This window comes from Micromonospora sp. WMMD1128 (genome assembly GCF_027497235.1).
Taxonomy (GTDB): Bacteria; Actinomycetota; Actinomycetes; order Mycobacteriales; family Micromonosporaceae; genus Micromonospora.
Window position 1 is genome coordinate 3,994,044 of the sequence record NZ_CP114902.1, and the last position, 26,578, is coordinate 4,020,621.

The following is a 26,578-nucleotide window of genomic DNA, read 5'->3' on the forward strand; positions in this document are numbered from 1 at the left end:
CGTTGAGCGGGCGTTGATCGACCTTTTGACTTGGCGGCGCCCGGCGCCGTCCCCCGGATACCCAGCAGGTGAGGAGTGACCGTGACGTCCACGAGAGACCGCCAGCGGGCGGCGGCGCGGGCCCGGCTCGAACGGGAGATGGCCGAGCGGGCCGGCAAGGCCCGCAAGCGCCGGCAGACGCAGGCGATCGTCGGCGCCGCCGCCGTGCTGGTGCTCGTCGTGGCCGGCACCGTCTGGCTCGTCACGTCGCTCGGCGACGACGACGAGAAGTCCGGCGACACCGCCGCCGCCGGCTTCGCCCAGTGCGCCTACACGGAGGTGCCCAAGGAGGGCCGGCCGGCGCAGATCAAGGATGTCGGGCTGCCACCGACGCAGCAGGTCGACAAGGGCAGCCAGACGATGACGATCGAGACCAACCTGGGCCCGATCACCGCCAAGCTCGACCGGGCCGCGGTGCCCTGCACCGCCGGCAGCTTCACCCACCTGGCCAGCAAGGGTTTCTTCGACAACACCAAGTGCCACCGGCTGGTCACCGAGGGCATCAAGGTGCTCCAGTGCGGCGACCCGAGCGCGACCGGCAAGGGCTGGCGGGACACCGACGGCACCGGCGGGCCGAGCTACAACCTGGCCGAGGAGAACCTCCCCACCAACAAGCGCCCGCCGTACCCGGAGGGCGTCATCGCGATGGCCAACTCCGGCCAGCCCGGCAGCACCGGCAGCCAGTTCTTCATCGTGTACGGCGACAGCCAGCTCGACCCGAACTACACCGTGCTGGGCACCATCACCGGCGGCATGGACGTGGTGAAGCAGGTCGCCGCCGCGGGTGACGACGGCGCGTTCGCCGAGCAGGCCGGCGGCGGTCACCCGAAGAAGGAGATCGTCATGACCAAGGTGACGATGAGCGACATCGAGGGCTGACCCCGAGTCCGACGAGAAACGCCCGCCGGTCGGACCGGCGGGCGTTTTCCGTGCGCAGGCTCTCAGGCGCCGGACGTCACCCGGTACGCGTCGAAGACCCCGTCGACCTTGCGCACCGCGGCCAGCAGGTGCCCCAGGTGCTTCGGGTCGGCCATCTCGAAGCTGAACCGGCTGACCGCCACCCGGTCCCGGGTGGTGGTCACCGTCGCGGAGAGGATGTTCACCCGCTCCTCCGACAGCACCCGGGTCACGTCGGCGAGCAGCTTGTGCCGGTCGAGCGCCTCCACCTGGATGGCGACGAGGAACGTGGAGGCCGACGTCAGCTTCCAGCTCACCTCGACCACCCGCTCGGGCTGGGCCCGCAGGTCCTCGGCGTTGGCGCAGTCGTCGCGGTGCACGCTGACCCCGCCGGAGCGGGTGACGAAGCCGAACACCGAGTCCGGTGGCACCGGCGTGCAGCAGCGGGCCAGCTTGATCCAGACGTCGCTGACGCCGCGGACCACCACGCCCGGGTCGGCGCTGCTCTGCCGGCTGCGCGGCGGCCGGGTGGCGACGGCGGTCTCGGCGATGTCCTCCGCCGCGCCCTCCTCGCCGCCGTAGGAGGCCATCAGCTTCTGCACCACCGACTGCGCGGAGACCTGACTGTCGCCGACCGCCGCGTAGAGCGAGGCGACGTCCGCGAGGTGCAGGTCCCGCGCGATGGCCATCAGCGCGTCCGAGGTGAGCATCCGCTGCAACGGCATGCCCTGCTTGCGCATCGCCTTGACGATCGAGTCCTTGCCGGCCTCGATCGCCTCCTCGCGCCGCTCCTTGTTGAAATATTGCCGGATCTTGGTGCGTGCCCGGGGGCTCTTGACGAAGCCCAACCAGTCCTGCGTCGGGCCGGCCGTGTCGGACTTCGACGTGAAGATCTCGATCACGTCGCCGTTGGACAGCGTCGACTCCAGCGGCACCAGCTTGCCGTTGACCCGCGCGCCGATGCACTTGTGCCCGACCTCGGTGTGCACCGCGTACGCGAAGTCCACAGGCGTCGACCCGGTCGGCAGCGGGATGACGTCGCCCTTCGGCGTGAAGACGTACACCTCCTGGCTGGACAGGTCGAACCGCAGCGCGTCCAGGAACTCGCTCGGGTCGGCCGCCTCGCGCTGCCAGTCCAGCAACTGCCGCAGCCAGGTCATCTCGTCGATGTGCGCCGGCGGGCCCACCACCTGGGTGCCCTTGTGCTCCTTGTACTTCCAGTGCGCGGCGATGCCGAACTCGGCGGTGCGGTGCATCGCGTACGTGCGGATCTGCATCTCCACCGGCTTGCCGGTGGGCCCGATGACAGTCGTGTGCAGCGACTGGTACATGTTGAACTTGGGCATGGCGATGTAGTCCTTGAACCGGCCCGGCACCGGCTGCCAGTTGGCGTGGATGACCCCCAGCGCCGCGTAGCAGTCGCGCACCGTGTCGACCAGGATCCGCACCCCGACCAGGTCGTAGATGTCGTTGAAGTCGCGACCCCGCACGATCATCTTCTGGTAGATCGAGTAGAGGTGCTTCGGCCGGCCGGTCGTCTCCGCCTTGATCTTGGCGGCTTTCAGGTCGGTGCCCACCTTCTGCGTCACCTGGCGCAGCAGCGACTCCCGCTGCGGCTGGTGCTCCCCGATCAGGCGCAGGATCTCCTCGTACCGCTTCGGGAACAGCGTGCCGAAGGCCAGATCCTCCAGCTCCCACTTGATCGTGTTCATTCCCAGGCGGTGCGCCAGCGGCGCCAGGATCTCCAGCGTCTCCTTGGCCTTCTGCTCCTGCTTGGGGCGGGGCAGGAAGGTGAGCGTCCGCATGTTGTGCAGCCGGTCGGCCAGCTTGATCACCAGGACCCGCGGGTCCTTCGCCATGGCCACCACCATCTTGCGGATGGTCTCCGCCTTGGCCGCGTCGCCCAGCTTGACCTTGTCGAGCTTCGTCACGCCGTCGACGAGCAGCGCGACCTCGCCGCCGAAGTCGGCGCGCATCGCGTCGAGGGTGTACTCGGTGTCCTCGATCGTGTCGTGCAGCAGCGCCGCCACCAGCGTGGTGGTGTCCATGCCCAGGTTGCCCAGGATGGTCGCCACCGCGAGCGGGTGCGTGATGTAGGGGTCGCCGGACTTGCGATATTGCCCCGAGTGCCAGCGCGCGGCGGTGTCGAACGCACGCTGCAACAGGCGCGCGTCGGCCTTCGGATGGGCGTCCCGGTGGGCGGAGATCAGCGGCTCCAGCACCTCGCTGACCTGCGAGGTCTGCCAGGGCGCGTTGAACCGGGCCAGGCGGGCGCGCACCCGCCGGCCGGTCGGCGCGTTGGAGAGGGCGAAACCGCCGCTGGTCGAGGGGTCACCGTCGGTCGGGAACGGCACCACCACCGCGTCGCCGTCGGCCGCCGCGTCCGGCGTGCCGCCGTTCGCCCCGGCGGGCGTGTTGCCGCCGTGCTCGGTCACCGAGCCGTCCGCGTCGCCTGTCGGGTGCACCGTGCCCTCCACCGGAGGGACGACATCGTTGGACACCGGCCTCCTCACCGTTCGCCGGGATGCGCCGGCCGTCGGGCCGACGTCTGGTCCAACCGACCCGGGGGTCGGTGTTGTTCCGCGCCGGCCACCGGGGCTGCGCCCCGGCGGCTTCGCCGCCCGGACGGTCACCCGCCCGGTCAGGCAATGGGCAATCCTACCGGTACGCAGGGTGCGCCGCCGCTCCCCCGGACGCCCCGTGCCGGCGGACCGACCGGGTGCCGGCGGGTCACACGGTCAACAGGGCATGGACCGGACGCGGGGCCAGCCGCTCCCGGCCCCCGAGGAAGCCCAACTCCAGCAGGACGGTGAAGCCGGAGACGGTGCCGCCGGCACGCTCCACCAGGTCGAGCGTGGCCTCGGCGGTCCCGCCGGTGGCGAGCACGTCGTCGAGCACCAGCACCCGGTGGCCGGCGGTGAACGCGTCCTGGTGGACCTCGAGCGTCGCCTCGCCGTACTCCAGCGCGTAGGAAGCCGAATGGGTCGCGCGGGGCAGCTTGCCGGCCTTGCGCACCGGCACCACGCCGACCCCGGTGGCGTACGCGACGGCCGCGGCCAGCACGAACCCGCGCGCCTCGATGCCCACCACGGCGTCGAACGAGTCGGGCCCGTGGTAGGCGATGATCCCGTCGATCACCTCGCGGAACGCCACGCCGTCGGCGAACAGCGGCATCAGGTCCTTGAACATGACCCCCGGCTTGGGGAAGTCCGGCACGTCGAGCGTCCGGCTGGCGACCAGCTGGGCGGCCTCCGGGCCGCTGTCTCCCCGTACGCCTGCGGTGTGGGTCTCCGTCACGGTGCGTCCCATGTCCTCTCGAAACGACGACGGCGTCCGTCATGCGGTGGCAACAGCATGACGGACGCCGTCCGGTCGGTTCTGCCCGGCCCGGCGGTCAGCGGCGCTTCGCGCCACCCGGCCGGTTGCCCCCGCCGGGACGGCCGCCCCGGGCGCCGCTGGGGCGCTTGCCGCTGGGGCGCGCGCCGACCTTCGGCGCGGCGCCGGCCAGGGCCGCGTCCGCCTCGACCGGCTGGTCGCCGCTCGGGGCGGGACGCGGGGCGCCCTTCGGCGTGACCTCGCCCCGGGAGATGGCCGCCCGGCGGGCGTGCACCCGCTTGTTGTGCGCGCTGATCCGCGGGTCCTGGTTCTTCAGCAGCACCAGCAGCGGGGTGGCCAGCAGGATCGAGGTGAGGAACGCCACCGCCATGCCGACGAAGAGCACCAGGCCCAGGTCCTTCAGGGTGCCCGCGCCGAGCAGGCCGGCACCGATGAACAGCAGGCCGCCGACCGGGAGCAGCGCCACCACCGAGGTGTTCAGCGACCGCATGAGGCTCTGGTTGAGCGCCAGGTTGGACGCCTCGCCGTAGGTCAGGTTGTTGTTCGCGGTGATGCCGCGGGTGTTCTCCTGCACCTTGTCGAAGACCACCACCACGTCGTAGAGCGCGAAGCCCAGGATGGTGAGGAAACCGATGATCGTCGACGGGGTGACCTCGAAGCCGACGAGCGAGTAGATGCCGGAGGTGAGGACCAGGTTGGTGAGCAGCGAGATGATCGCGGCGACCGCCATCCGCCACTCGAAGCGCAGCACCAGGTAGACCGTCACCACGGCGAGGAAGATCAGCAGGCCGAGGAACGCCCGCGAGGTGACCTGACTGCCCCACGCCTCGGAGACCTGGCTGCCGCTGATCTGGTCGGCCTGGATGCCGAACTTCTCCGCCATGGCGGTCTTGGCCGCGTTGGCCTGCTCGGCGGTGAGCTGCCCGGTGCGCATCTCGTAGTATTCGCCGCTGGTGCCGCCGACCTTCTGCGCGGTTACCACCTGCACGTCGGGGGCCTCGGCGGCCAGCGCCTCGTCGACGGTCTGCTCGGCCCGGTCCAGCGTGCCGACGCTGGCCGGCACCTGGAACGAGTTGCCGCCGGCGAACTCGATGCCGAGCTTGAAGCCGTTGAGCGCGAAGCTCAGCACGGCGATCAGCACCAGCGCGCCGGCCACACCGAACCAGAGCTTGCGCTTGCCGACGATGTTGAGATCGGCCTCGCCACGGTAGAGCCGGGCGGCCAGACCACTCTTAGCCATCTCAGGCCTCCTTGACGCGCGGGTTGCGGGCCGTGCCCGACTCGGCCGACCGGGCCGGCAGCGCCCGGCCCAGACCGCTCACCCGCGGGGACAGGAACGCCCGGGTGCGGGCGAACATCGTCATGATCGGGTGACGGAAGAGGAACACGACGACCAGGTCCAGCACGGTCGCCAGGCCGAGCGCGAAGGCGAAGCCCTTCACCGTGCCGACCGACACGATGTAGAGCACCACGGCCGACATCAGCGTGATGGCGTTCGCCGAGATGATCGTCCGGCGGGCCCGGACCCAGGCCCGCGGCACCGCGCTACGTGGGCTGCGACCCTCGCGGATCTCGTCCTTGAGCCGTTCGAAGTAGATGACGAACGAGTCCGCCGCCACGCCGAGCGAGACGATCATGCCGGCGATGCCGGCGAGCGTGAGCGTGAACCCGATCGACCGGCCGAGCACCACGAGCGCGCCGAAGACCAGCAGCGCGGAGAGCACCAGGCTGAGGAAGATGACGGAGCCGAGCAGCCGGTAGTAGAAGAACGAGTAGATGATGACGAGCAGCATGCCGATGCCGGCCGCCAGCAGACCCGCCTGGAGGTGGCTGGAGCCCAGCGTCGCGGTGACGTTCTGCTGCTCCTGCGGGACGAACGTCACCGGCAGTGCGCCGTAGCGCAGCTGGCTGGCGAGCGCGTTCGCCGACTTGCTGTCGAAGCTGCCGGTGATCTGCGAGTCGCCGGTGAGCACGCCCTGGATCTCCGGCGAGGAGACGATCTCGTTGTCCAGCACCACGGCGACCCGGCACTTGCCGTCCTGGCCGAGCGCGGTCTGGTCGCACGCCTGACCCTCGTTGTTGAACGACTCACGGGTCAGCGCGGTCCACTTCTCCTGGCCCTTGCCGGTGAAGTTGAGGCTGACCACCCAGGAGCTGGTCTGGTCGAGCTGGGCGGAGGCGTTCTTGACGTCGGTGCCCAGCACCTTGGCCACGTCGAGCAGGTATTTCGCGCCGGACTCGCAGGCCACCGCCTTCTGCTTCTCGTCCTTGATCGAGGCGGCCGGCCGCTTGTCGAGCTGGGCGCAGGTGATGGTGGGGACGTTGAACTGCATCTCCACCGGCAGCACCGCGACCTCCTGCGGGGTCAGCGTGCCGAACGGCTTGAGCTTGTCCGCCAGCGACGGGTCGGTGGCGAGGTCGGCCGGGGCCTGGAGGCCCGAGGCGGCGGCCCACGCGGCGGCGCCCACCTTCTGCTGCACGGCCTGGCGCTGCTGCTCGATGCTCTGCGGCACCGGCTCGGCGCTGGCGCTCGGGCTCGGCGCGGCAGCGCTCGGCGTGGCCGACGGCGTGGCGCTCGCGCTCGGCGCGGGGGCCATACCGCCCTGCCCACCGGCGCTCGGCGACGCGCTGACCTTGGCGCTGCTGCTCGGCTTCGGCGACGCGCTGCCGGACGGCTTCGGCGTGGCGCTGCCCGAGGGCTGGGCGCTGCCGGACGGGGCCGGGGTGGCGCTGGGGCTCGGTGGCGGCGCGGCGGCGGCGCCGCTGCCGTCGGTGGCCTTGAGCACCTTGCGGAAGCGCAGCTCGGCGGCGCTGCCCACGTCGGTCAGGTCACGGTTCTCGCCGGGCAGGGAGATGACGATGTTGCGGTTGCCCTCGGTGACCACCTCCGCCTCGGCCACGCCGTAGCCGTTGACCCGGCTCTCGATGATCTGGCGCGCCTCTTCGAGGTTTTCCGAGGTCGGCGGCTTGCCGTCGACCGTGTTGGTGGCCTCGAGCGTCAGCCGGGTGCCGCCGATGAGGTCCAGGCCGAGCCGGGGCTCCAGCCGGTCCTTCCAGCCACCACTGGCGCCACCCGAGAAGAACACCAAAAGATAGAGGACGACGAAGATGAACCCGAGCACGGCGAGCTGCCGTCCGGGGCGCATCTGTCCCTGAGGTGGTGCCACGGCTGTCCTGTCTCCCTGTACGGTCGCGCCGTTTCCACGGCGGCGACAACTGTCGGGCCGGGGGTGTCCGCCCGACTGCTCCGGCTTGCCGGCGCCGGTGACCGGCACGCCGACCCGGTCGCGACGCGGGGGCATCGCGCGGGCCTGGCCGCGTGCCGGCGTCGGACGCCGACCCAACTATCCACTTCTGGGGGGTGTTTCCGCTGCCCCGTTCGGGGCGATGGTCACTCCTTGACCGGTTCGGTCTCCTCGCTGATCGTCTCCGCCTCGGGCGCCTCGGCCCGCTTGACCACCCGGGCGATGGCGGGACGGGCATAACGGGTCTGCACGCCCGGCGCGACCTCCAGCAGGACCGTCTCGTCCTCGATCGCGGTGACCGTGCCGTGCAGGCCGCCGATGGTGACCACCTCGTCGCCGGGGGCGAGGGCGGACTGCATCTGCTCCGCCTCGCGACGGCGCTTCTGCTGCGGACGGATCATCATGAAGTACATGACGACGAAGAGCAGAGCGATCATGAGGATCGGCGTCAGACCGCCGGCTCCCCCGCCACTCGCTGCTGCGTAAAGCACGGTGTCGACCTTCCGGTTGGCCCCCGCCGGCCCCGGGGGGCGCCGCTGCGGAGGCGGATTCTCACGTCCTGTACAGACCGCGGCGAAGTCTAGTCCCTGCTCCTGAGAAGACCGAACGCGACACAGATCACGAACGGATCACGGCTGGTCGATCTGGGTCGAGAACAGATCGGGCCCCGGAGGGGTGTCCGCGCCAAATGTACCATTCGGGGGAATCCGGCCGAGATGATGCCAGGCGGCCCCCGTGGCCACCCGGCCCCGGGGCGTACGCGCCAGCAGACCGGCCCGGACCAGGAACGGCTCGCAGACCTCCTCGACCGTGTCCGGCTGCTCCCCCACCGCCACGGCCAGGGTGGAGACCCCGACCGGGCCACCCCGGAACGAGTCGACGAGCGCGGTCAGCACCGCCCGGTCGAGCCGGTCCAGGCCGAGCGCGTCCACGTCGTAGACGGTGAGCGCGGACCGGGCGGTCTCCACCGTGACCACCCCGTCGGCCCGAACCTCGGCATAGTCGCGGACCCGGCGCAGCAGCCGGTTGGCGATCCGCGGCGTGCCCCGGGACCGGCCGGCGATCTCGGCCGCGCCGTCCGGCGTGATCGGCACGCCGAGGATCCGCGCGGACCGGTGCAGCAGCGTCTCCAGGTCGGCCGGCGAGTAGAAGTCGAGGTGCGCGACGAAGCCGAACCGGTCCCGCATCGGCCCGGTCAGCAGGCCGGCACGGGTGGTGGCGCCGACGAGCGTGAACGGCTCCACGTCGAGCGGGATGGCGGTGGCGCCCGGCCCCTTGCCCACCACCACGTCGACCCGGAAATCCTCCATGGCGCTGTAGAGCAGTTCCTCGGCCGGCTTGGCGATCCGGTGGATCTCGTCGATGAAGAGCACGTCGCCCTCGGCCAGGCTGGTCAGGATCGCGGCCAGGTCGCCGGAGCGCTCGATCGCCGGCCCGCTGGTCACCCGGATGCCCGTGCCCAGCTCGGCGGCGACGATGTTGGCCAGGCTGGTCTTCCCGAGGCCGGGTGGGCCCGACAGCAGGATGTGGTCGGGTGGGGAGCCGCGCCGCATCGCGCCCTGCAACAGCAGGTCGAGCTGGTCGCGGACCCGGTCCTGGGCGATGAACTCGGCGAGCCGCTTCGGCCGGACGCTGGCCTCCGCGTCCAGGTCGGTGTCGTTGACGTACGCCGAGACCAGGTTGTCGTTGCTCATCCGCGCACGTCCCCCGCCGGCCGGCTCACGCTGGTCATCGGGTGCGCCCCAGGAGGCGGATCGCCTGCTTGAGCAGAACCGGCACCGGCGGCGTCTCGCCGTCGACGGTCTCGGCGACCGCGACCACCGCCTGCTCGGCCTGGGCGGCCGACCAGCCGAGCCCGACAAGCGCCTGACGCACCTGCTCCGGCCACGCGCCGGCGGTCACGCCGCCCGCGCCGTCCGGGCCGATCGCCACCGGGCCGACCCGGTCCCGCAGCTCCAGCACGAGCCGCTCGGCGCCCTTCTTGCCGATGCCCGGCACCCGGGTCAGCGCGGCGAGGTCGGCGTTGGCGATCGCCTTACGGATCGCGTCCGGGGTGTGCACGGCGAGCACGGCCTGGGCCAGCCGGGGGCCGACCCCGCTCGCGGTCTGGAGCAGCTCGAACAGCGCCTTGGCGTCGTCGTCGGCGAAGCCGTAGAGGGTGAGAGAGTCCTCCCGGACCACCAGGCTGGTCGCCAGCCGGGCCGGCTGGCCGACCCGCAGGTCGGCGATGGTGCCGGGGGCGCACTGCACGGCGAGGCCGATGCCACCCACCTCCACCACAGCGTGGTCCGGACCGGTCGCGGTCACCGTGCCGCGCACACTTGCGATCATCGTCGCGCCCCTCCTCGTCGGGCCTGGTCGGCCGCGGCGGCCAGCTTGGACCGGGTGCCGCCGCGCCAGACGTGACAGATGGCCAGCGCCAGCGCGTCGGCGGCGTCGGCCGGCCTCGGCGGCTCCGCCAACCGCAGCAGCCGGGTGACCATGGCGGTCATCTGCTTCTTGTCGGCCTGACCGGAACCGGTCACCGCCGCCTTCACCTCGCTGGGCGTGTAGGTCGTCACCGGCAGTCCGGCGCGCGCGCCGGCCAGCACCGCCACGCCGCTGGCCTGGGCGGTGCCCATCACGGTACGCACGTTGTGCTGACTGAACACGCGCTCCACCGCCACCGCGTCCGGCCGGTGCTCGGCGACCAGGTCGGTGAGCGAACGGTCCAGGTGCAGCAGGCGCATCGGCAGCTCGTCGGCCGGATCGGTGTAGACGACGTAGTAGGCGACCAGGGTGCAGGGGCGGCCCGGCACACCCTCGACCACGCCGACCCCGCACCGGGTCAGCCCCGGGTCGACGCCCAGCACCCGCACGCCGCCTCCTCCCCGAGCCGCCAGCAGTACGTGTGTTCGACACCCTACCGATGTGACCGCGCGGCCGGACCAGCGGACACGCCGGGGGGCGGTCGGTGACGCACGGCACCACACACCGGAACGGTCGAGTATGTGTCGACGCCCCATGTGCCCGGGGGCCACACGCCTCGTAACTTCTGCGCCATGACGGCAGAACCCGTGGCGGTCCCCCACGTCGTACACGTCGACCTCTCCGGTCGCACCGCCCTGGTGACCGGCGGTGGCAGCGGCATCGGGCGGGCCTGCGCCCTGCGGTTGGCGGCGGCCGGCGCGGCGGTGGTGGTGCTGGACCGCAACGTGGAGGCGGCCAAGGCGGTGGCCGCCGAGGCGGGCGGCCGGGCCGAGGGCATCGACCTGGCCGACCCGCAGGCGGTGGACCGGCTCGACGTCGATGCCGACATCGTGGTGAACAACGCCGGGTTGCAGCACGTCGCGCCGGTGCAGGACTTCCCGGTGGAACGCTTCGAGTACATCCAGCGGGTGATGGTGGAGGCGCCGTTCCTGCTCATCCGCCGGGCGCTGCCCCGGATGTACGCGAACGGCTGGGGCCGGATCGTCAACATCTCCTCCGTGCACGGGCTGCGTGCCTCGCCGTACAAGGCGGCGTACGTCTCGGCCAAGCACGCCCTGGAGGGCCTGTCCAAGGTGGTGGCGCTCGAGGGCGCCGGGCACGGCGTGACGGCCAACTGCATCAACCCGGCGTACGTGCGGACCGCGCTCGTGGAGAGCCAGATCGCCGACCAGGCGGCCAGTCACGGCATCGGCGCGGACGAGGTGGTGGAGAAGATCATGCTGGCCCGGGCGGCGATCAAGCGGCTGATCGAGCCGGAGGAGGTGGCCGAGCTGGTGGCGTACCTGTGCGCGCCGCCCGCCGCGTTCCTCACCGGCGCCTCGATCGCCCTCGACGGGGGCTGGACGGCCAACTAGTGGCACCGCGCACAATGTCGGTCATGTCGTCGCCGGTGGAGTTCCTGGAGCTGCTGGCGCGCGAGGCCGCGGCGGTCGAGTTCGAGGGCCCGCTCGTCGCCGCGCGCGCCGCCGGCCTGCCCGCCGACCGGCTGGCCGAGCTGGAGCAGGCGAAGGTGGTGGCACTGCGGGTCCGGGCGCTGCTGGAGCGCCGGCGTCGCCGGGAGACCGAGCTGTCCGGCCTGTACGACACCGCGAGCGACCTGGCCGGCCTGCGCGACCTGGACGACGTGCTGCGCGCGATCGTGCACCGGGCGCGGATCCTGCTCGGCACCGACGTGGCCTACATGACGCTCAACGACGACGAACGCGGCGACACGTACATGCGGGTCACCGACGGCTCGATCTCGGCCCGGTTCCAGCGGCTGCGGCTGGAGATGGGTGACGGGCTGGGCGGCCTCGTCGCGCAGACCGGCACCCCGTACGTCACCTCGAACTACCAGGAGGACGAGCGGTTCCGGCACACCGGGGAGATCGACGGCGGGGTGGGCGAGGAGGGCCTGGTGGCCATCCTCGGCGTGCCGCTGCGGCTCGGTTCCAGCGTGATCGGCGTGCTCTACGCGGCCAACCGCTCCGCCCGCCCGTTCGCCCGGGAGGAGGTGTCGCTGCTGGTCTCCCTGGGTGCGCACGCCGCGGTGGCGATCGACACCGCCCGGCTGCTGGCCGAGACCCGCGCGGCGCTGGCGGAGCTGTCCGCGGCGAACAGCACGATCCGGGCGCACAGCAGCTCGGTGGAGCGGGCCGCCGCCGCGCACGACCGGATGACCGCGCTCGTGGTCCGCGGCGGCGGCATGGAGGACGTGGCGGCGGCGGTGACCGAGGTGCTCGGCGGGGCGCTGCTGGCGCTCGACGCCGAGGGGCGGCGGCTGGCCCGGGTGGGCGAGATCGAGGAGCCGGACCGGGCGGACATGGTGGAGGCGATCGCCGCGTCCCGCACCGAGGGGCGCAGCGTCCGCCGCGGTCCGCTCTGGTACGCCGCGGTGGTGGCCGGCGCGGAGAACCTGGGTGCGCTGGTGCTGCGCCCGGACGACGAGCTGGTCGACGCCGACCAGCGGATACTGGAGCGGGCCGCGCTGGTGACGGGGTTGCTGCTGCTGTTCCGCCGGACCGTGGCCGAGGCGGAGGGGCGGGTCCGGGGCGAGCTGCTGGACGACCTGATCGCCCGGCCGGTGCGGGACACCGACGCGCTGCGCAGCCGGGCCCGGCGGATCGGGGTGGACCTGGACGCCCCGCACGTGCTGGTGGCGGTCGGTGACGACGCGTTCGCCGAGACCGGCTCGGCCCGGCAGCGGGTCCTGTCGTGGGCCACCACGTACGCCTCGACCCGGGGCGGGCTGGCGGCGGCGCGCGACGGGCGGGTGGTGCTGATGCTGCCCGGGCGGGACGCGGGCGGCGCGGCCCGCGCGGTGGCCCGGGACCTGTCCCGGTTGACCGGCCGGCCGGTGACCGCCGGGGCGAGCGGACCGTCGACCGGGCCGGCGTCGCTCGCGGTCACGTTCGCCGAGGCGGAGCGCTGCCTGACCGCGCTCGGCGCGTTGGGCCGGACCGGGCAGGGGGCGAGCACGGCGGAGCTGGGGTTCGTCGGGTTGCTGCTGGGCGCGGTCGGCGACGCCGGTGACCGGGACGTGAGCCGGTTCCTCACCGCCACGGTGGGGCCGGTGGTCGACTACGACGCCCGGCGGGGCACCGCGCTGGTGAAGACGCTGGAGGCGTACTTCGGGGTGGGTGGCAGCCTGGCCCGGGCGGCCGAGCAGTTGCACGTGCACGTCAACACCGTGACCCAGCGGCTGGAGCGGGTCGGCCAGCTGCTGGGCGTCGACTGGCAGAAGCCGGAGCGGGCGCTTGAGGTGCAGCTCGCCCTGCGCCTGCACCGGCTGCGCGTCCCGCCCGGCTAGGCCGCCGGGTACGGGCCGGGCGGGCCCGGCGCGGGCGGGCCGGGCCGCCGGGTGCGGGCCGGGCGGGCCCGGCGCGGGCGGGCCCGGGCGGCGCCGGGGAGCTGGTCGGCTCAGCGGGCGCGCAGGCCGTCCAGGACCGCGTCCACGATCCGCCCGGGCAGGATCCGTTCGTCCCACTCGGGGTGCCAGGGCAGCATCCGCTGGGTCAGGATCGGCGCGGTGAGCAGCGCCATGGCGACCTCGATGTCGATGTCGGCGCGCAGCTCGCCGCTGTCGACCGCGCGGCGCAGCACCTCGCGCATCGCCTGCCGCCGGGGCTCGATGATCGCCTCGTACGCCGCCCGGTGCGCGGAGCTGCGGTTCACCTCGGGCACCAGACAGGGCATGATCTTGCGGACCCGCGGGTCGACGTGCTGGCCCACGGCGCTGACCAGCAGCACCAGGTCGTCCCGGACGGAGTGCCCGCCGGTGCGGGGCGGGGCGCCCTTGAGCCGGCCCAGCGCGTCCACAAGCAGCGCCTCCTTGCCCGGCCAGCGGCGGTAGATGGTGGCCTTACCCACCCCGGCCCGGGCCGCGATCGCCTCGATGGAGAGCGCCTCGACGGAGTTGCCCTCGGCCAGCAGGTCGAGGGCGGCCTCCACGATCGCCTCGTCCGCGCGGGTGCTCCGCGGTCGCCCGGGCGACCGCGGAGCATCCGCCGTGGAAGTCATGTCAGACATTGTCCACGAACCTATGCGGTTCCGGCCAACTCCGGCTCGCCGGCCGGGGCGGCCTCGGGCGCGGGAGCCGGACGGCCGGGCATCCAGCGCGCCACGATCACCACGCCGAGCGCCGCCGCCAGCGCGGAGACCCCGGCCGCCCAGTGCATCGCGGAGACGAAGGAGTCGTTCGCGGCCTCGATCAGCCGAGGCGCGGCCGGGCCGACCTGGCCAGCGACCCCGTACGCCCCGGAGACCGACTCCCGGGCCGCGTCGCGGACCGGGGCGGGCAACGCGGACAGCGCCGGGGTGACCTGGTCGCGGTAGACCGCGGAGAGCACCGAGCCGAGCACCGCCACGCCGAGCGCGCCGGCCACCTGGCGGACGGTGTTGCTGACCGCCGAGCCCACGCCGGCCTTCTCCCGGGGCAGCGCCGACATGATTGACTCGGTGGCCGGCGGCATGATGTTCGCCATACCGGCGCCCTGGAGGAAGCCCAGTGCCGAGAAGATCCAGATCGGCGTCTCGGCGTCGATGAAGACGAACGCGGCGAGCGCGACGATGGTGAGCGCCAGGCCGACCGCCGCGACCGCCCGGCCGCCGTAGCGACGGACCATCGCGGCGCTGCGCGGGGCGAAGATGAGCTGGGCCGCCGCGAAGGGCAGGAAGAGCAGGCCGCTCTCCAGCGGGCTGTAGCCACGGACCAGTTGGAGGTAGAACGCGCCGAAGAACATCACCCCCATCGCGGCGAAGAAGACCAGCCCGACCAGGGCCACCGGGGCGGCGAACCGGGGCACCCGGAACAGCCGCACATCGAGCGACGGGTGGTCGCTGCGCAGCTCGTGCGCGACGAACCAGCCGAGCGCCGCGAGGCCGCCGGCGATCGAGACCCAGACCTGCGGCCGGCCGAAGCCGTGCTCGCCGCCGTCGATGATGCCGTAGGTGAGCGCGACCAGGCCGATCACGGAGAGCAGCACGCCGAGCAGGTCCACCCGGCCCGGGGACGGGTCGCGGGACTCGGGGACCAGGATCGCCACCAGCAGCACCCCGACCGCCACCACCGGCACGTTGATCAGGAACACTGAGCCCCACCAGTAGTGCTCCAGCAGCGTGCCGCCGAGGACCGGGCCGATGGCCACGGCCAGACCGACCGCGCCGGCCCAGACCCCGATCGCCCGGCCGCGCTCGCGGGGGTCGAAGACGTTGGAGATGATCGAGAGCGTGACCGGCATGATGGCCGCGCCACCGACGCCCATCAGCGCCCGCGCGGCGATCAGCTGCGCCGGGTCCTGCGCGTACGCGGAGAGCAACGAGGCCAGGCCGAACAGCGCCAGCCCGAGGATCAGGAAGCGTCGGCGGCCGAACCGGTCGCCGAGCACGCCGAAGGTGAACAGCAGGCCGGCGAAGACGAGGGTGTAGGAGTTGATCGCCCACTCCAGCTCGCCCTGGCTGGCGCCGAGGCCGCGCACCGGGTCGGCGAGGGTGCGCAGCGCGACGTTGAGGATGGTGTTGTCGAGGACGACCACGAGGAGGCTGATCACCAGCACCCCGAGGATCGCCCACCTCCTCGGGTGTCCGGTGTTCTCGTGCGGTTCCATGGTCGGGTTCTCCCCCCGCTCACCCGTGTCAAATTCGATACGGGGCAGACTCGTAACGATGCCGAGCGTAGGCGAGCGATTTTCGATACGGAACCGGTTCGTATCGATTGTGCGCCAGGTCACGTTAAGCGGGGCCCCCGCCTCTACCGGAAGCGTTAAGCGGGGGCCCCTCCTTGCAGGCAGGCGGCGGTGGCTTCGGTGAGGGTGGTGAGGCGACGCGGGGCGGCGGGAACGGGTGGGAACGGCTCGATCCAGCCCGGTCCGGCGGCGAGGACACGCAGTCCGGGGGTGTCCCGCCCGAGCCGGACCAGGCGGTAGGACCGGCCGGTCAGCGGGCTCTGCGCCCACACCACCACCACCCGCGGCCGGACCCGGCGCACGGCGCTGGCAAGCGCCGTCCAGGGCAGGGCCGGGCCGAGGTGCACGCTGTCCAACCCGCGCTCGCGCAGGGCCGCCGCGAGCGCGTGCAGGCCGAGGCAGTGCGACTCCTGCTCGGCCCCGGCGAGCAGGACGCGACCCGCCCGCCGCGCCGGACCCGGCTCGCGCGCCAGCACGTCCAGACCGCAGCGGACGCCCTCGGCGAAGGCGTGTTCGACGGCCACCTCGGCGGCGCTGCGGCCGGGCAGCGCACCGAGCAGGGGCGCGCAGACCCGCTCCCACAGCGGCGTCACGCCCCACCGGTCCGCCGCCTCCACGATCAGCGCGGCGACCCGGCCGTCGTCCAGGTCCTCCGCGGCGAGCGTGAGCCGCTTGCGCGCGTCCTCGACGGCCTCGGCCGGCATCGGCCCGGTCCTCCCCACCAGACGAACCCTCCCGGTAGACGGTCTCTACCGGGAGGGTTCGTCGGAACGGGGCGGTCTGGATGCACCGGCCCGTCGGGTCAGCGGGCCTCGCGGGCCTGGCGTACGGCGGCGGTCAGCCGCGGCTTCATCCACCGCGCCACCGGCCGCTCGACGAACCGGTGGATCAGCCACGCGGCGAGCAGCAGGCCGGCGAAGACCGCACCGATCAGCAGCCACGGGGACAGGTGGTCCTGGGCGCGCTGGATCAACGCGATCCCGAGCGTCTGGTGGATGAGGTAGAGCGGGTAGGTCAGCGCGCCCGCCGTGGCCACCCAGGACCAGCGGACCCAGCCGAACCGGCCGAGGGCGACGGCCGCCATGAGGGCGAGGAAGAACACGACGATCACAGCGGACGGCAGGTAGCCGACCTCGCGGGCCCGGGCGAGGCCGGGCAGGCGGGTGAGCGCGACCAGGCCGGAGAGCCCGACGATGGACCAGAGCAGCAGGTTCGGGCCGAAGCGGTGGATGAGGTAGAGCGCGACGCCGGCGATGAAGTAGCTGGAGTGGTTCGCGGCGGTCACCTGGATGAGCCACGTGTTGCCGAACTTCGGTACGACGAGCGAGCCGATGGTCCAGAGGGCACAGAAGGCGACCACGCCGCGGTAGCTCAGCCCACGGGCGACCAGGATCGCGAAGAGCAGGTAGAAGATCATCTCGACGGTGAGCGTCCAGTAGGACAGGTCGAGGTGACCGATGCCGAGGAAGTCCTGCATCATCGTCAGGTTGCCCAGCACCTGACGCGGTTCGGGTCGGCCCTCCCGCGGCACCAGCAGGAGCACCCCGGTGGCCAACAGGACCGCGAACCAGTACGCCGGGTAGAGCCGCACCACCCGGGAGACGAAGAAGTCGCCGACCGTGCGGCCCCACGCGCTCATGCAGATCACGAAGCCGCTGATGATGAAGAACAGCTGCACGCCGAGGAAGCCGTACTTGGCCACGGCGTGCACCGGCCCGAAGATCGCCCCCGCCGACGGGTCCTGCCACGCGCCGAGCTTGTCCCCGACGAGGTGGTACGCGACCACCATGACCGCCGCGCCGAGGCGCAGCCCGTCCAGGACCAGCAGCCGCGGCCGGCGCGGGGCGGGCGTCTCGGCGGCGGGCGCCGGGACGGCCGGTTCGACAGGCGGGCCGGGGTGGGCCGGATCCGGCGCTGAAACCGGTGCGAGGCGGTGGTCCGTCGCCTGCGTCATCGACGTCTCCTGGGGAGGGGGGTGGTGGGGGGTGGCCGGTTCGACGGGCCGGCTCATGCCGGTACGCGCTCCGGCAAGATCGACGCCGGCCGCTCCGCGGCGCGTCGCCGGTGCCACAGCCAGAGCCCGGCGAGCGCGAAGAGTACCAGTGTGGAGCCGACGTAGGCATCGAGTGCCAGCGCCTGCGCCGCACCCTCCAACTTGCCCGACTTCCAGATCAGGCCGAGCGGGATGACCTCACCGGTGCGGATGCGCCCCGGCCACATGAGGTACGGCAGCACGGCCGCCACCGCGACCACGCCGGCGAGCACGCGCGCCGCACCACCGGCACGTCGCACCACGTCGACGAGCACCAGCACCATCGGGCCGATCCAGAGCCAGTAGTGCGACCAACTCACCGGCGAGACGACGAGCATGGTCAGGCCCACCACGACCATCGCCATGGTCTCCTCACCCTGCCGCTGGAGCGCGACGGCCAGGGAGAGCGCGGCCACCGCGACCACGACGACGGAGATCAGCCACCAGATGTTGTTCGGCTCGTTGATGTCGAGCACGCGGGCGACGGCGCCCTGGAGAGACTGGTTGCCGCCGTAGCGCGGGCCCAGCGTCATCAGCACCCGGCTGGAGTCGAACGCCCGGCCGGTGAGCCAGTAGTCGTACGAGCCGCCCGGCTGGATGATCACGCCCAGCAGGGTGAGCCCGGCGAAGGTGGCCGACGCCACGACGGCCGCCCGGATCCGCCGGGTCAGCAGCAGGTAGACCACGAACAGGCCGGGCAGCAGCTTGACCGCGGTGGCCGCGCCCACGCCGATGCCCTTGAACCGGCTCCGGTCCGGCCGGGAGAGGTCCGCCACGACCAGCAGCAGCACGAAGATGTTGATCTGGCCGAGGCTGAGGTTGCGTTGCAGCGGCTCGGTCCAGAGCAGCAGGGCGAGCGCCGCGGCGGCCAGGCCCAACCGGCCGCGGACCCCACGGTGACCGAGCATGCCGGTGGTGAGATAGAGCGCGCCGAGCATGGCCAGCAGCCCCAGGGCGTTCCACCCGTACAGGGCCGTGCGGGGGTCGAGCCAGGTCAGCGGCGTGATGAACGGCAGCGTCACCGGCGGGTAGGTGTAGGGCAGATTGAGCGAGGTGTAGCCGAGCTGGTAGACCGGCTCGCCGTCCAGGAAGGCGTGCGCGGCGCCCAGGTACATCCTGAAGTCGATTTTGATCAGCGGATGGGCGCGCACGAACGCGGCGTATGCCGCGACTGACCCCACAAGCGCCACCAGGCCCGGAACGAGCATCCAGTTCGGGAGGGTGACCTGCGGCGGCGCCGGGCGATCGGGTGGGGTCTCGGTGGCCAGCCGGCGGATACGCTGGATGATCATAGTGGCTTGGATCGTAGCCTAGGCCGGACGGCGCGGGGTACCGCCGTTCGGCCGCTGCGGACGGCCTCGGTCCGGGAAGGTGACCACCCGGCGGGCGCCCCCGCCGCGCCAGCCGCCCCAGCGCCGCGGGCGCCTCGGACAGCGGCACCGTGCCGCTGACGAGCGGGGTCGTCTCCCGGGATCTGCTGCGCGGTCACCCGAAGATCGGCGGCCACCCGGCCTGATCAGCCGGTCAGCGCGTTCAGGGCCAGGTCGACGTCCGCCTCGGTGGTGTAGAGGTGGAACGAGGCGCGCACCCGACCGGCCCGGACCGCCGCCCGCACCCCGGCCCGGGCCAGTTTCTCCTGCGCGCCCGCCACCTCGACGGTGACGATCGCGCTGTCACCGGGCGGGCGGCCCAACCCGGTCAGGAAGCGGTTGGCAAGCGCCACGTCGTGGTCGCGCACCTCCGCCAGGTCCAGGTCGGCGAGCAGCTCCAGCACCGGGGCCGCACCGGCGTAGCACAGCCAGGACGGGGAGATGTCGAACCGCCGGGCGTCGTCGGCCAACCGCATCGGCGTGCCGTAGTAGGAGGCGTGCGGGTCCTGGCCGGCGTACCAGCCGGCGGCGTCCGGGCGCATCCGCTCGCGCAGCGCCGGCGCCAGGTAGGCGAAGGCCGAGCCGCGCGGCGCCATCAACCACTTGTACGCCCCGACCAGCACCGCGTCCGCCCGGTCCGCCGCGAACGGCAGCCAGCCGCACGCCTGGGTGGCGTCGACCACCACGAGCGCGCCGTGCGCCCGGGCCGCCGCGACGATCTCGTCGTACGCCGCGACCGTGCCGTCGGCGGACTGCACCACGCTGAACGCCACCACGTCGGTGCCGGCGTCGATCGCGTCGACAAGCCCGGCCAGCGGGACGGTGCGCACCCGCACGCCCCGCTCCTCCTGCACCAGCCAGGGGAAGAGGATCGAGGTGAACTCGCCCTCCGGCACCACCACCGTGGCGCCGGGTGGCAGCGCCGCCGCGATCGGCGCGGCCATCTGCGACACGGTTGCGCCGATGCTCACGTCGGCGGCGTCGACGCCGACCAGCCGGGCGAACGCGGCCCGGGACCGGTCGACCGAGGTGTCCCACACCTCGAACGACACCCCACCGGTGCGCCATTCGGCGAGCACCTGCTGCACGGCATCCCACACCGGGTCGGGCGGCAACCCGTAGGTGGCGGTGTTCAACCAACCCGGCTCCGGCTGCCACAACTTCTGTGCCTGCTCCAACTCCATGCGCCGACGCTAGCCGGAGTCGCCGGTCTTCGTGGACCGCCAATCCCACCCCCGTGGCCCACCGCCCTCCCGCCGTTCCCACCGCACCACCGCGCGTGATCCACACCACCTCGGCGAGATGGCGGTATCGGACGGCCCGGATACCGCCACCTCGGCGTAATGGAGTCGATCATGGGCCGGATACCGCCGCCTCGGCGTAGTGGCGCGTCGAGGCACGGTCTCCGGGCGCGGCCGGGAGGAGGCAGGACCGAAACGCGCCGGACCACATCGGACCGCAGGAAGACCACCGGAGGTCGCGTACCTACCGACCGGGCCGGCTCAGTCGGGCGCGGGCAGGTCCGCGAGCGTCGTCGCCATCTCCGTGCCGGCTCAGTCGGGCGCGGGCAGGTCCGCGAGCGCCGTCGCCATCTCCGCCCGGACCCGGGACAACGGCCAGCCGGCCAGTTCGGGCAGGCCGTGCCGGTCCCGCAACCGCCGCACCGCCGCCATGCCGACCAGGTAGCCGCAGCGCCGGGGCAGGTCGCCGCGCAGCGGCGAGTCCCGCATGAGGAAGTACGCCGCGTGGCGGTCCGGGTCGGTCGCGTCGAGGTCGGCGCGCACCCGGCCCAGGATCTCCGGCCAGCGGCGGCGGCACTCGTCGAGCCACCACCGCTGGTCGGGCCGGCCGAACCAGAGGTACGCCTCCAGCGGGCGACCGGGATCGAGTTCGGCGGTGACCTGGGTGGCCAGCCCTTCGGCGAAGAGCTGGTTCGCCACCCCGTGCGGCGGCCAGTCGCGGATCCCGGCCCGCCGGTCGTGCACCACGTGCGCGACCTCGTGCCGCACCAGCAGCCCGTCGTCGTCCGGCGGGCCGAGGCGTTCCACGGCGAGGAAGAGCGCGAACCGGCCGCCCAGGTCGTCGGCCCAGCCGTTGGCGCGGTGCAGCCCGACGAGCACCACGCACTCGACCGGTCCGCCCTCGCCGGACCAGCCGAGCGCGCCGGCCGCGTCCGCGACGCCGGCGGGCAGCAGGTCGCGTACCGCCTCGGCGCGTGCGGCCAGGTCGGCGACCCGGTCGCGGAGCCCGGCCACGGCGGCGGTCACGTCGGCCGGGTCGGACCAGTCGCCGTCGCGGTCGAGCACCCGGAAAACGCCGGGGTGCCGGGCCAGGTAGCCGGATCGCCACCGCTGGGGCCAACTGTCGGCCGGCGCGGACCGGCATGCCCGCAGGCAGGCCAGCGCGTCGGGGACCAGGTCACGGACGTGCAGCAGGTGATCGGGCGGCATCCTCGCGATGCTGCCCGATCACCGACCGGGCCGCACGGTCAGCTCACGTTGGCCGGGCCCAGGACGCTCTTCAGGTCGCCCATCAGCGCGGTGGTCGCGGCGACCCGGAACGGGCCGAGCCGCAGCGTGGTGGTCTTGCCGCCGTTGAGCAGCTTGACGTGCACCTCGGTGTCGCCGGGGTGCAGCACCAGGGTCTCCTTGAGCCGTTCGACGAGCGGCGGGGTGCAGCGGTGCACCGGGATGGTGAGCGTGACCGGCTTGTTGGCCGGGTTGCTCGTCACGTCCGGCATGGACATGTCCATCGCCATGATGCGGGGGGTGTCGTCGCGGCGGTCCACCCGGCCCTTCACCACGACGATCGCGTCCTCGGCGATGTACTGCCCGATCACCTCGTAGGTGTTGGGGAAGAACAGCGTCTCCACCCCGCCGGCGAGGTCCTCCAGGGTGGCCGAGGCCCAGGCCCGGCCCTGCTTGGTGACCCGGCGTTGCACGCCGGAGAGGATGCCGGCGAGCGTGACCACCGCGCCGTCGGGCACGGTGCCCTCCTCCGACAGCGCGGCGATGGTGGTGTCGGCCGCCGCGCCGAGCACGTGCTCCAGGCCGAACAGCGGGTGGTCGGAGACGTACAGGCCGAGCATCTCGCGCTCGAACGCCAGCTTGTCGCGCTTGTCCCACTCCCCCTCGCCGATGACCGGCATGACCGTGGTGCTGCCGCCGGCGTCGGTGTCACCGAAGCCGGCGCCGAAGAGGTCGTACTGGCCGACCGCCTCCTTGCGCTTGACGTCGGCGTACGCGTCGATGGCGTCGGCGTGCACCGCGAGCAGGCCCTTGCGCGGGTGGCCGAGCGAGTCGAACGCGCCGGCCTTGATCAGCGATTCGATCGTCTTCTTGTTGCAGGCCACCGCGTCGACCTTGGACAGGAAGTCGTAGAAGTCGGCGTACTCGCCCTTCTCGTCGCGGCACCGCATGATCGACGCGACCACGTTCGCGCCGACGTTGCGCACCGCGCCGAGGCCGAAGCGGATCTCCTTGCCGACCGGGGTGAACGGGCCGGCGGAGGTGTTCACGTCCGGCGGGAGGACCTGGATCCGCATCCGGCGGCACTCGGACAGGTAGAGCGCCATCTTGTCCTTGTCGTCGCCGACGGAGGTGAGCAGCGCCGCCATGTATTCCGCCGGGTAGTGCGCCTTGAGGTAGGCGGTCCAGTAGGAGACCAGCCCGTACGCGGCGGAGTGGGCCTTGTTGAACGCGTAGCCGGCGAACGGCACCAGGACGTCCCACACGGCCTGGATGGCGTCGTCGGGGTAGCCGTTCGCGCGGCAGCCGTCCCGGAACGGGACGAACTCCTTGTCCAGGATCTCCTTCTTCTTCTTGCCCATCGCCCGGCGCAGCAGGTCGGCCTGGCCGAGCGTGTAGCCGGCGAGGATCTGCGCGGCGCGCTGCACCTGCTCCTGGTAGACGATCAGGCCGTAGGTGGGGGCGAGGATCTCGCGCAGCGGCTCCTCGAGCGCCGGGTGGATCGGGGTGATCTCCTGGAGCCCGTTCTTACGCAGCGCGTAGTTGGTGTGCGAGTCGACGCCCATCGGGCCGGGCCGGTAGAGCGCCAGCACTGCCGAGATGTCCTCGAAGTTGTCCGGCTTCATCATCCGCAGCAGCGAGCGCATCGGCCCGCCGTCGAGCTGGAACACGCCGAGCGTGTCGCCGCGGGCGAGCAGGTCGTACGCGGGCTTGTCGTCGAGCGGCAGGGCGAGCAGGTCCAACTCGGTGCCGTGGTTGAGCCCGATGTTCTTCACCGCGTCGTCGATGATGGTCAGGTTGCGCAGGCCGAGGAAGTCCATCTTCAGCAGCCCGAGCGACTCGCACGTCGGGTAGTCGAACTGCGTGATGATGACGCCGTCGGCGTCGCGCCGCATCAGCGGGATGTGCTCGATGATCGGCTCGGCGGACATGATCACGCCGGCCGCGTGCACGCCGGTCTGCCGGATCAGCCCCTCGATGCCCTTGGCGGTCTCGATGACCTTCTTGACGTCCGGGTCGGAGTCGTAGAGGCCCCGGATCTCGCCGGCCTCGGCGTAGCGCGGGTGCTTCGGGTCGAAGATGCCGGACAGCGGGATGTCCTTGCCCATCACCGCCGGCGGCATGGCCTTGGTGATCCGGTCGCCGACCGCGTACGGGAAACCCAGCACCCGGGCCGAGTCCTTGATCGCGGCCTTCGCCTTGATCGTGCCGAACGTGGCGATCTGCGCGACCTTGTCCTCGCCCCACTTGTCGGTCACGTACTTGATGACCTCGCCGCGCCGACGCTCGTCGAAGTCGATGTCGACATCCGGCATCGAGACGCGCTCGGGGTTGAGGAACCGCTCGAAGATCAGCCCGTGCGGGATCGGGTCCAGGTCGGTGATGCCCAGCGCGTACGCGACGAGCGAGCCGGCCGCCGAGCCGCGACCCGGTCCGACCGCGATGCCCTGGCTCTTGGCCCACTGGATGAAGTCGGCGACCACGAGGAAGTAGGACGGGAAGCCCATCTGGATGATGACGCCCAGCTCGTACTCCGCCTGGACGACGTGGCCCTCCGGGATGCCGTTCGGGAAGCGGCGCTTGAGCCCGGCGAACGTCTCCCGGCGGAACCAGGACTCCTCGGTCTCGCCCTCGGGGACCGGGAACCGCGGCATCAGGTTGTGGAAGGTGAACATCCCGGTCGGGTCGACCTTCTCCGCCACCAGCAGCGTGTTGCGGCAGCCCTCCAGCCAGGCGTCGGAGTTGTCGACCGCGCGCATCTCGTCGGCCGACTTGATGTAGTAGCCGCTGCCGTCGAACCGGAACCGGTTCGGGTCGGACACGTTCGCCGCCGTCTGCACGCAGAGCAGGACGTCGTGCGCCTCGGCCTGCGCTTCGTGGGTGTAGTGCGAGTCGTTCGTGACCACCGGCGGGATGCCCAGCTTCTGGCCGATCTCCAGCAGCTCCTTGCGCACCCGGTGCTCGATCGGGATGCCGTGGTCCATGATCTCCAGGAAGTAGTTGTCCTTCCCGAAGATGTCCTGGTATCTGGCCGCCGCCTTCAACGCCTCGTCGAACTGGCCGAGGCGCAGCCGGGTCTGCACCTCGCCCGACGGGCAGCCGGTGGTCGCCATCAGCCCGGACGCGTTCTCGGCGAGGATGTCGGCGTCCATCCGCGGCCACTTGACGAAGAAGCCCTCGGTGTACGACTTGCTGGTCAGCGTGAACAGGTTGTGCAGGCCGACCTTGTTCGCCGCCCAGATCGTCATGTGCGTGTAGCCGCCGCTGCCGGAGACGTCGTCGCTCTTCTGCTCCGGGCGGCCCCACCGGACGCGCTTCTTGTGGTGCCGGGACTCGGGCGCGACGTACGCCTCGATGCCGATGACCGGCTTGACCCCGGCCGCCATCGCCTGCTTGTAGAAGTCGTTCGCGCCGTGCATGTTGCCGTGGTCGGTCATCGCCACCGCCGGCATCTCCTGCCGGCTCACCTCGGCGAAGAGGTCCTTGAGCCGGGCCGCGCCGTCGAGCATCGAATACTCGGTGTGTACGTGCAGATGCGCGAACGAATCGCCCATGCGTGGCGCCCCCCGGGTTGTGGATCAAGCTGCGTCGGAGCCGACCGACCCACCCTACCGAGGTGATCTCACCGGCTCCACCGTCCGCGCCGAGGGTGGTCGGCGTCTCTGCGGAGGGTTGTGTGTGTGACGCACGATGCTGTGCTCTCTTGCAATGGTGTGTGGCACACACTATCGTGTGACGCATGGTCAGCGACGAGGTTCTCCGAACGCATCTCCAGGAGTTGCGGCGCGGCACGATCGTGGTCGCCAGCCTGGTCGCCCTGCGCCGCCCCGACTACGGCTACGCCCTGCTGCAACGGCTGGCCGCGCACGGCTTCGCGGTCGACGCCAACACGCTCTACCCGCTGCTGCGCCGCCTGGAGGACCAGGGGCTGCTGACAAGCGAGTGGAACACCGAGGAGAGCCGGCCGCGCAAGTTCTACCGCACCAGCGACGACGGCGAGACGGTGCTGAACCGCCTCCTTGACGACCTGACCGCGGTGCGGACGTCCGTCACCGAGCTGATCGAAGGAGTGGGGCGATGAGTTCCCTGACCGACCGCTACGTGGCGGCCACCCTGCGGACCGTGCCGGCGCAGCGCCGCGACGAGTTGGCCGAGGAGTTGCGCGCCGCCATCGCCGACATGATCGACGACCGGACCGCCGGCGGGCAGGACCACGCCTCCGCCGAACGCGAGGTGCTCACCGAAATGGGTCGCCCCGAGGTGCTCGCCGCCCGCTACAGCGACCGCACGCTCCAGCTCATCGGCCCGCGCTACTACCTGCTCTGGTGGCGGCTGCTGCGGCTGCTGCTCACCTACATCCCGGCGACCGTCGGCGTGATCGCCGGCGTCGTCAAGGCCACGGTCGGGGACGAGCCGGGCGCGGCCATCGGGACCGCGATCGAGGCCGCGTTGCAGGCCGCGGTGCAGATCGCGTTCTGGGTCACGCTCTCCTTCGCCGTGCTGGAGCGCGCCCAGACGCCGCTCGGCCTGCCCGAATGGACCGTCGACCAGCTCCCCGAGGAGACCCGCGACCGGCAGATCAGTCAGCCGGACAGCTGCGCCTCGATCGTCTTCCTGCTCTTCACCATCGCGGTCCTCGTCGGGCAGCACTTCCAGCGCTGGAGCACCGACGACGGCTCCCGGATGCCGGTGCTCGACCCGGCACTGTGGAGCTTCTGGCTCCCGGCCCTGATCGCGGTGCTGGTCGCCAACATCGGCCTGGAGGTCGCGAAGTGGCGGGCCCGGCGCTGGACCTGGCCGCTGGTGGCGGTCAACGTGCTGCTCAACCTGGCCTTCGCCGGGCCGGTCGTCTGGCTGCTGCTCACCGACCGGCTGCTCAACCCCGAGCTGATCGACCACTTCGCCTGGCTCCGCGACGGCGGCGCGGACGACATCGCCCGGGTCACCGCCGCGGTCATCGTCCTCATCGCGATCTGGGACGTGGCCGAGAGCGCGGTGAAGGCGCTACGCGCCACCCGATGAGACCCGGTCCCGGTCCGGCGCACACGGGGGCACCGGA

21 protein-coding genes are annotated in these 26,578 nt (G+C 72.2%); 5 read left to right on the top strand and 16 right to left on the bottom strand.

Annotated features, from left to right (window positions below):
- The first annotated feature begins 81 nt into the window (after nt 1-81).
- Complete coding sequence (locus tag O7602_RS17765; RefSeq protein ID WP_281583754.1) at nt 82-918, top strand: peptidylprolyl isomerase; 837 nt, start codon at nt 82-84, stop codon at nt 916-918.
- A gap of 62 nt (nt 919-980) precedes the next feature.
- Here the strand turns inward: O7602_RS17765 and O7602_RS17770 are convergent, their stop codons facing one another.
- The 8 genes from O7602_RS17770 to ruvC form a co-directional block, all read right to left on the bottom strand.
- Nucleotides 981-3,413 carry a bifunctional (p)ppGpp synthetase/guanosine-3',5'-bis(diphosphate) 3'-pyrophosphohydrolase gene (locus tag O7602_RS17770; protein ID WP_281590369.1) on the bottom strand — a complete coding sequence of 811 codons (2,433 nt, stop codon included), beginning with the start codon at nt 3,411-3,413 and terminating at the stop codon, nt 981-983.
- 253 nt (nt 3,414-3,666) lie between these two features.
- Nucleotides 3,667-4,233, bottom strand: a complete 567-nt coding sequence (locus O7602_RS17775; RefSeq protein ID WP_281583755.1) for an adenine phosphoribosyltransferase — start codon at nt 4,231-4,233, stop codon at nt 3,667-3,669.
- Between the two features lie 97 nt (nt 4,234-4,330).
- Nucleotides 4,331-5,512: a protein translocase subunit SecF gene (gene secF / locus O7602_RS17780; RefSeq protein WP_281583756.1), complete on the bottom strand. Its 1,182-nt coding sequence runs from the start codon at nt 5,510-5,512 to the stop codon at nt 4,331-4,333.
- A gap of 1 nt (nt 5,513) precedes the next feature.
- Nucleotides 5,514-7,439 carry a protein translocase subunit SecD gene (gene secD, locus O7602_RS17785; protein ID WP_281583757.1) on the bottom strand — a complete coding sequence of 642 codons (1,926 nt, stop codon included), beginning with the start codon at nt 7,437-7,439 and terminating at the stop codon, nt 5,514-5,516.
- Between the two features lie 224 nt (nt 7,440-7,663).
- Nucleotides 7,664-8,008: a preprotein translocase subunit YajC gene (yajC, locus tag O7602_RS17790; protein WP_281583758.1), complete on the bottom strand. Its 345-nt coding sequence runs from the start codon at nt 8,006-8,008 to the stop codon at nt 7,664-7,666.
- A 138-nt stretch (nt 8,009-8,146) separates the two neighbouring features.
- Nucleotides 8,147-9,211: a Holliday junction branch migration DNA helicase RuvB gene (gene ruvB / locus O7602_RS17795; RefSeq protein WP_281583759.1), complete on the bottom strand. Its 1,065-nt coding sequence runs from the start codon at nt 9,209-9,211 to the stop codon at nt 8,147-8,149.
- 34 nt (nt 9,212-9,245) lie between these two features.
- On the bottom strand, nt 9,246-9,848 hold the full coding sequence (gene ruvA, locus O7602_RS17800) for a Holliday junction branch migration protein RuvA (RefSeq protein WP_281583760.1): 603 nt from the start codon (nt 9,846-9,848) through the stop codon (nt 9,246-9,248).
- Nucleotides 9,845-10,375, bottom strand: a complete 531-nt coding sequence (gene ruvC / locus O7602_RS17805; protein WP_281583761.1) for a crossover junction endodeoxyribonuclease RuvC — start codon at nt 10,373-10,375, stop codon at nt 9,845-9,847. The genes ruvA and ruvC overlap by 4 nt, the downstream gene beginning before the upstream one ends.
- A 183-nt stretch (nt 10,376-10,558) precedes the next feature.
- Between ruvC and O7602_RS17810 the strand changes: the two genes are divergently transcribed.
- Nucleotides 10,559-11,341: a 3-hydroxybutyrate dehydrogenase gene (locus O7602_RS17810; protein ID WP_281583762.1), complete on the top strand. Its 783-nt coding sequence runs from the start codon at nt 10,559-10,561 to the stop codon at nt 11,339-11,341.
- A gap of 14 nt (nt 11,342-11,355) precedes the next feature.
- The gene (locus tag O7602_RS17815; RefSeq protein ID WP_281583763.1) at nt 11,356-13,275 is read left to right on the top strand and encodes a helix-turn-helix domain-containing protein; all 1,920 of its coding nucleotides are present in this window, start codon (nt 11,356-11,358) and stop codon (nt 13,273-13,275) included.
- Between the two features lie 110 nt (nt 13,276-13,385).
- Here the strand turns inward: O7602_RS17815 and O7602_RS17820 are convergent, their stop codons facing one another.
- The 8 genes from O7602_RS17820 to dnaE all read right to left on the bottom strand — a co-directional run bounded on the left by O7602_RS17820 (nt 13,386) and on the right by dnaE (nt 25,073).
- Nucleotides 13,386-13,994: a TetR/AcrR family transcriptional regulator gene (locus O7602_RS17820; protein WP_281583764.1), complete on the bottom strand. Its 609-nt coding sequence runs from the start codon at nt 13,992-13,994 to the stop codon at nt 13,386-13,388.
- A gap of 11 nt (nt 13,995-14,005) precedes the next feature.
- Complete coding sequence (locus tag O7602_RS17825; protein ID WP_281583765.1) at nt 14,006-15,571, bottom strand: MFS transporter; 1,566 nt, start codon at nt 15,569-15,571, stop codon at nt 14,006-14,008.
- A 155-nt stretch (nt 15,572-15,726) separates the two neighbouring features.
- On the bottom strand, nt 15,727-16,353 hold the full coding sequence (locus O7602_RS17830) for a transcriptional regulator (protein WP_281583766.1): 627 nt from the start codon (nt 16,351-16,353) through the stop codon (nt 15,727-15,729).
- Between the two features lie 98 nt (nt 16,354-16,451).
- Complete coding sequence (locus O7602_RS17835) at nt 16,452-17,603, bottom strand: acyltransferase (RefSeq protein ID WP_281583767.1); 1,152 nt, start codon at nt 17,601-17,603, stop codon at nt 16,452-16,454.
- Nucleotides 17,604-17,656: 53 nt separating this feature from the next.
- Complete coding sequence (locus O7602_RS17840; RefSeq protein ID WP_281583768.1) at nt 17,657-18,973, bottom strand: glycosyltransferase 87 family protein; 1,317 nt, start codon at nt 18,971-18,973, stop codon at nt 17,657-17,659.
- A gap of 224 nt (nt 18,974-19,197) precedes the next feature.
- On the bottom strand, nt 19,198-20,235 hold the full coding sequence (locus tag O7602_RS17845) for an aminotransferase class V-fold PLP-dependent enzyme (protein WP_281583769.1): 1,038 nt from the start codon (nt 20,233-20,235) through the stop codon (nt 19,198-19,200).
- Between the two features lie 369 nt (nt 20,236-20,604).
- Nucleotides 20,605-21,501: a hypothetical protein gene (locus O7602_RS17850; protein ID WP_281583770.1), complete on the bottom strand. Its 897-nt coding sequence runs from the start codon at nt 21,499-21,501 to the stop codon at nt 20,605-20,607.
- Nucleotides 21,502-21,539: 38 nt separating this feature from the next.
- Complete coding sequence (gene dnaE, locus O7602_RS17855; RefSeq protein ID WP_281583771.1) at nt 21,540-25,073, bottom strand: DNA polymerase III subunit alpha; 3,534 nt, start codon at nt 25,071-25,073, stop codon at nt 21,540-21,542.
- 185 nt (nt 25,074-25,258) lie between these two features.
- Here dnaE and O7602_RS17860 point away from each other — a divergent pair, with 185 nt between their 5' ends.
- A complete protein-coding gene (locus O7602_RS17860; protein WP_281583772.1) occupies nt 25,259-25,600 on the top strand; it encodes a PadR family transcriptional regulator in 342 nt (113 codons plus the stop codon).
- Complete coding sequence (locus O7602_RS17865; protein WP_281583773.1) at nt 25,597-26,541, top strand: permease prefix domain 1-containing protein; 945 nt, start codon at nt 25,597-25,599, stop codon at nt 26,539-26,541. The genes O7602_RS17860 and O7602_RS17865 overlap by 4 nt, the downstream gene beginning before the upstream one ends.
- Nucleotides 26,542-26,578 lie beyond the last annotated feature (37 nt).

What these genes read in the sequence shown, in the direction of transcription:
- O7602_RS17845 (WP_281583769.1), bottom strand. Translation starts at nt 20,235, where the DNA reads ATGGAGTTGGAGCAGGCACAGAAGTTGTGGCAGCCGGAGCCGGGTTGG.
- O7602_RS17865 (WP_281583773.1), top strand. Translation starts at nt 25,597, where the DNA reads ATGAGTTCCCTGACCGACCGCTACGTGGCGGCCACCCTGCGGACCGTG.
- O7602_RS17830 (WP_281583766.1), bottom strand. Translation starts at nt 16,353, where the DNA reads ATGCCGGCCGAGGCCGTCGAGGACGCGCGCAAGCGGCTCACGCTCGCC.
- O7602_RS17850 (WP_281583770.1), bottom strand. Translation starts at nt 21,501, where the DNA reads ATGCCGCCCGATCACCTGCTGCACGTCCGTGACCTGGTCCCCGACGCG.
- dnaE (WP_281583771.1), bottom strand. Translation starts at nt 25,073, where the DNA reads ATGGGCGATTCGTTCGCGCATCTGCACGTACACACCGAGTATTCGATG.
- O7602_RS17820 (WP_281583764.1), bottom strand. Translation starts at nt 13,994, where the DNA reads ATGTCTGACATGACTTCCACGGCGGATGCTCCGCGGTCGCCCGGGCGA.
- ruvB (WP_281583759.1), bottom strand. Translation starts at nt 9,211, where the DNA reads ATGAGCAACGACAACCTGGTCTCGGCGTACGTCAACGACACCGACCTG.
- O7602_RS17825 (WP_281583765.1), bottom strand. Translation starts at nt 15,571, where the DNA reads ATGGAACCGCACGAGAACACCGGACACCCGAGGAGGTGGGCGATCCTC.
- O7602_RS17815 (WP_281583763.1), top strand. Translation starts at nt 11,356, where the DNA reads ATGTCGGTCATGTCGTCGCCGGTGGAGTTCCTGGAGCTGCTGGCGCGC.
- O7602_RS17860 (WP_281583772.1), top strand. Translation starts at nt 25,259, where the DNA reads ATGGTCAGCGACGAGGTTCTCCGAACGCATCTCCAGGAGTTGCGGCGC.
- secF (WP_281583756.1), bottom strand. Translation starts at nt 5,512, where the DNA reads ATGGCTAAGAGTGGTCTGGCCGCCCGGCTCTACCGTGGCGAGGCCGAT.
- O7602_RS17810 (WP_281583762.1), top strand. Translation starts at nt 10,559, where the DNA reads ATGACGGCAGAACCCGTGGCGGTCCCCCACGTCGTACACGTCGACCTC.
- O7602_RS17835 (WP_281583767.1), bottom strand. Translation starts at nt 17,603, where the DNA reads ATGACGCAGGCGACGGACCACCGCCTCGCACCGGTTTCAGCGCCGGAT.
- ruvA (WP_281583760.1), bottom strand. Translation starts at nt 9,848, where the DNA reads ATGATCGCAAGTGTGCGCGGCACGGTGACCGCGACCGGTCCGGACCAC.
- O7602_RS17840 (WP_281583768.1), bottom strand. Translation starts at nt 18,973, where the DNA reads ATGATCATCCAGCGTATCCGCCGGCTGGCCACCGAGACCCCACCCGAT.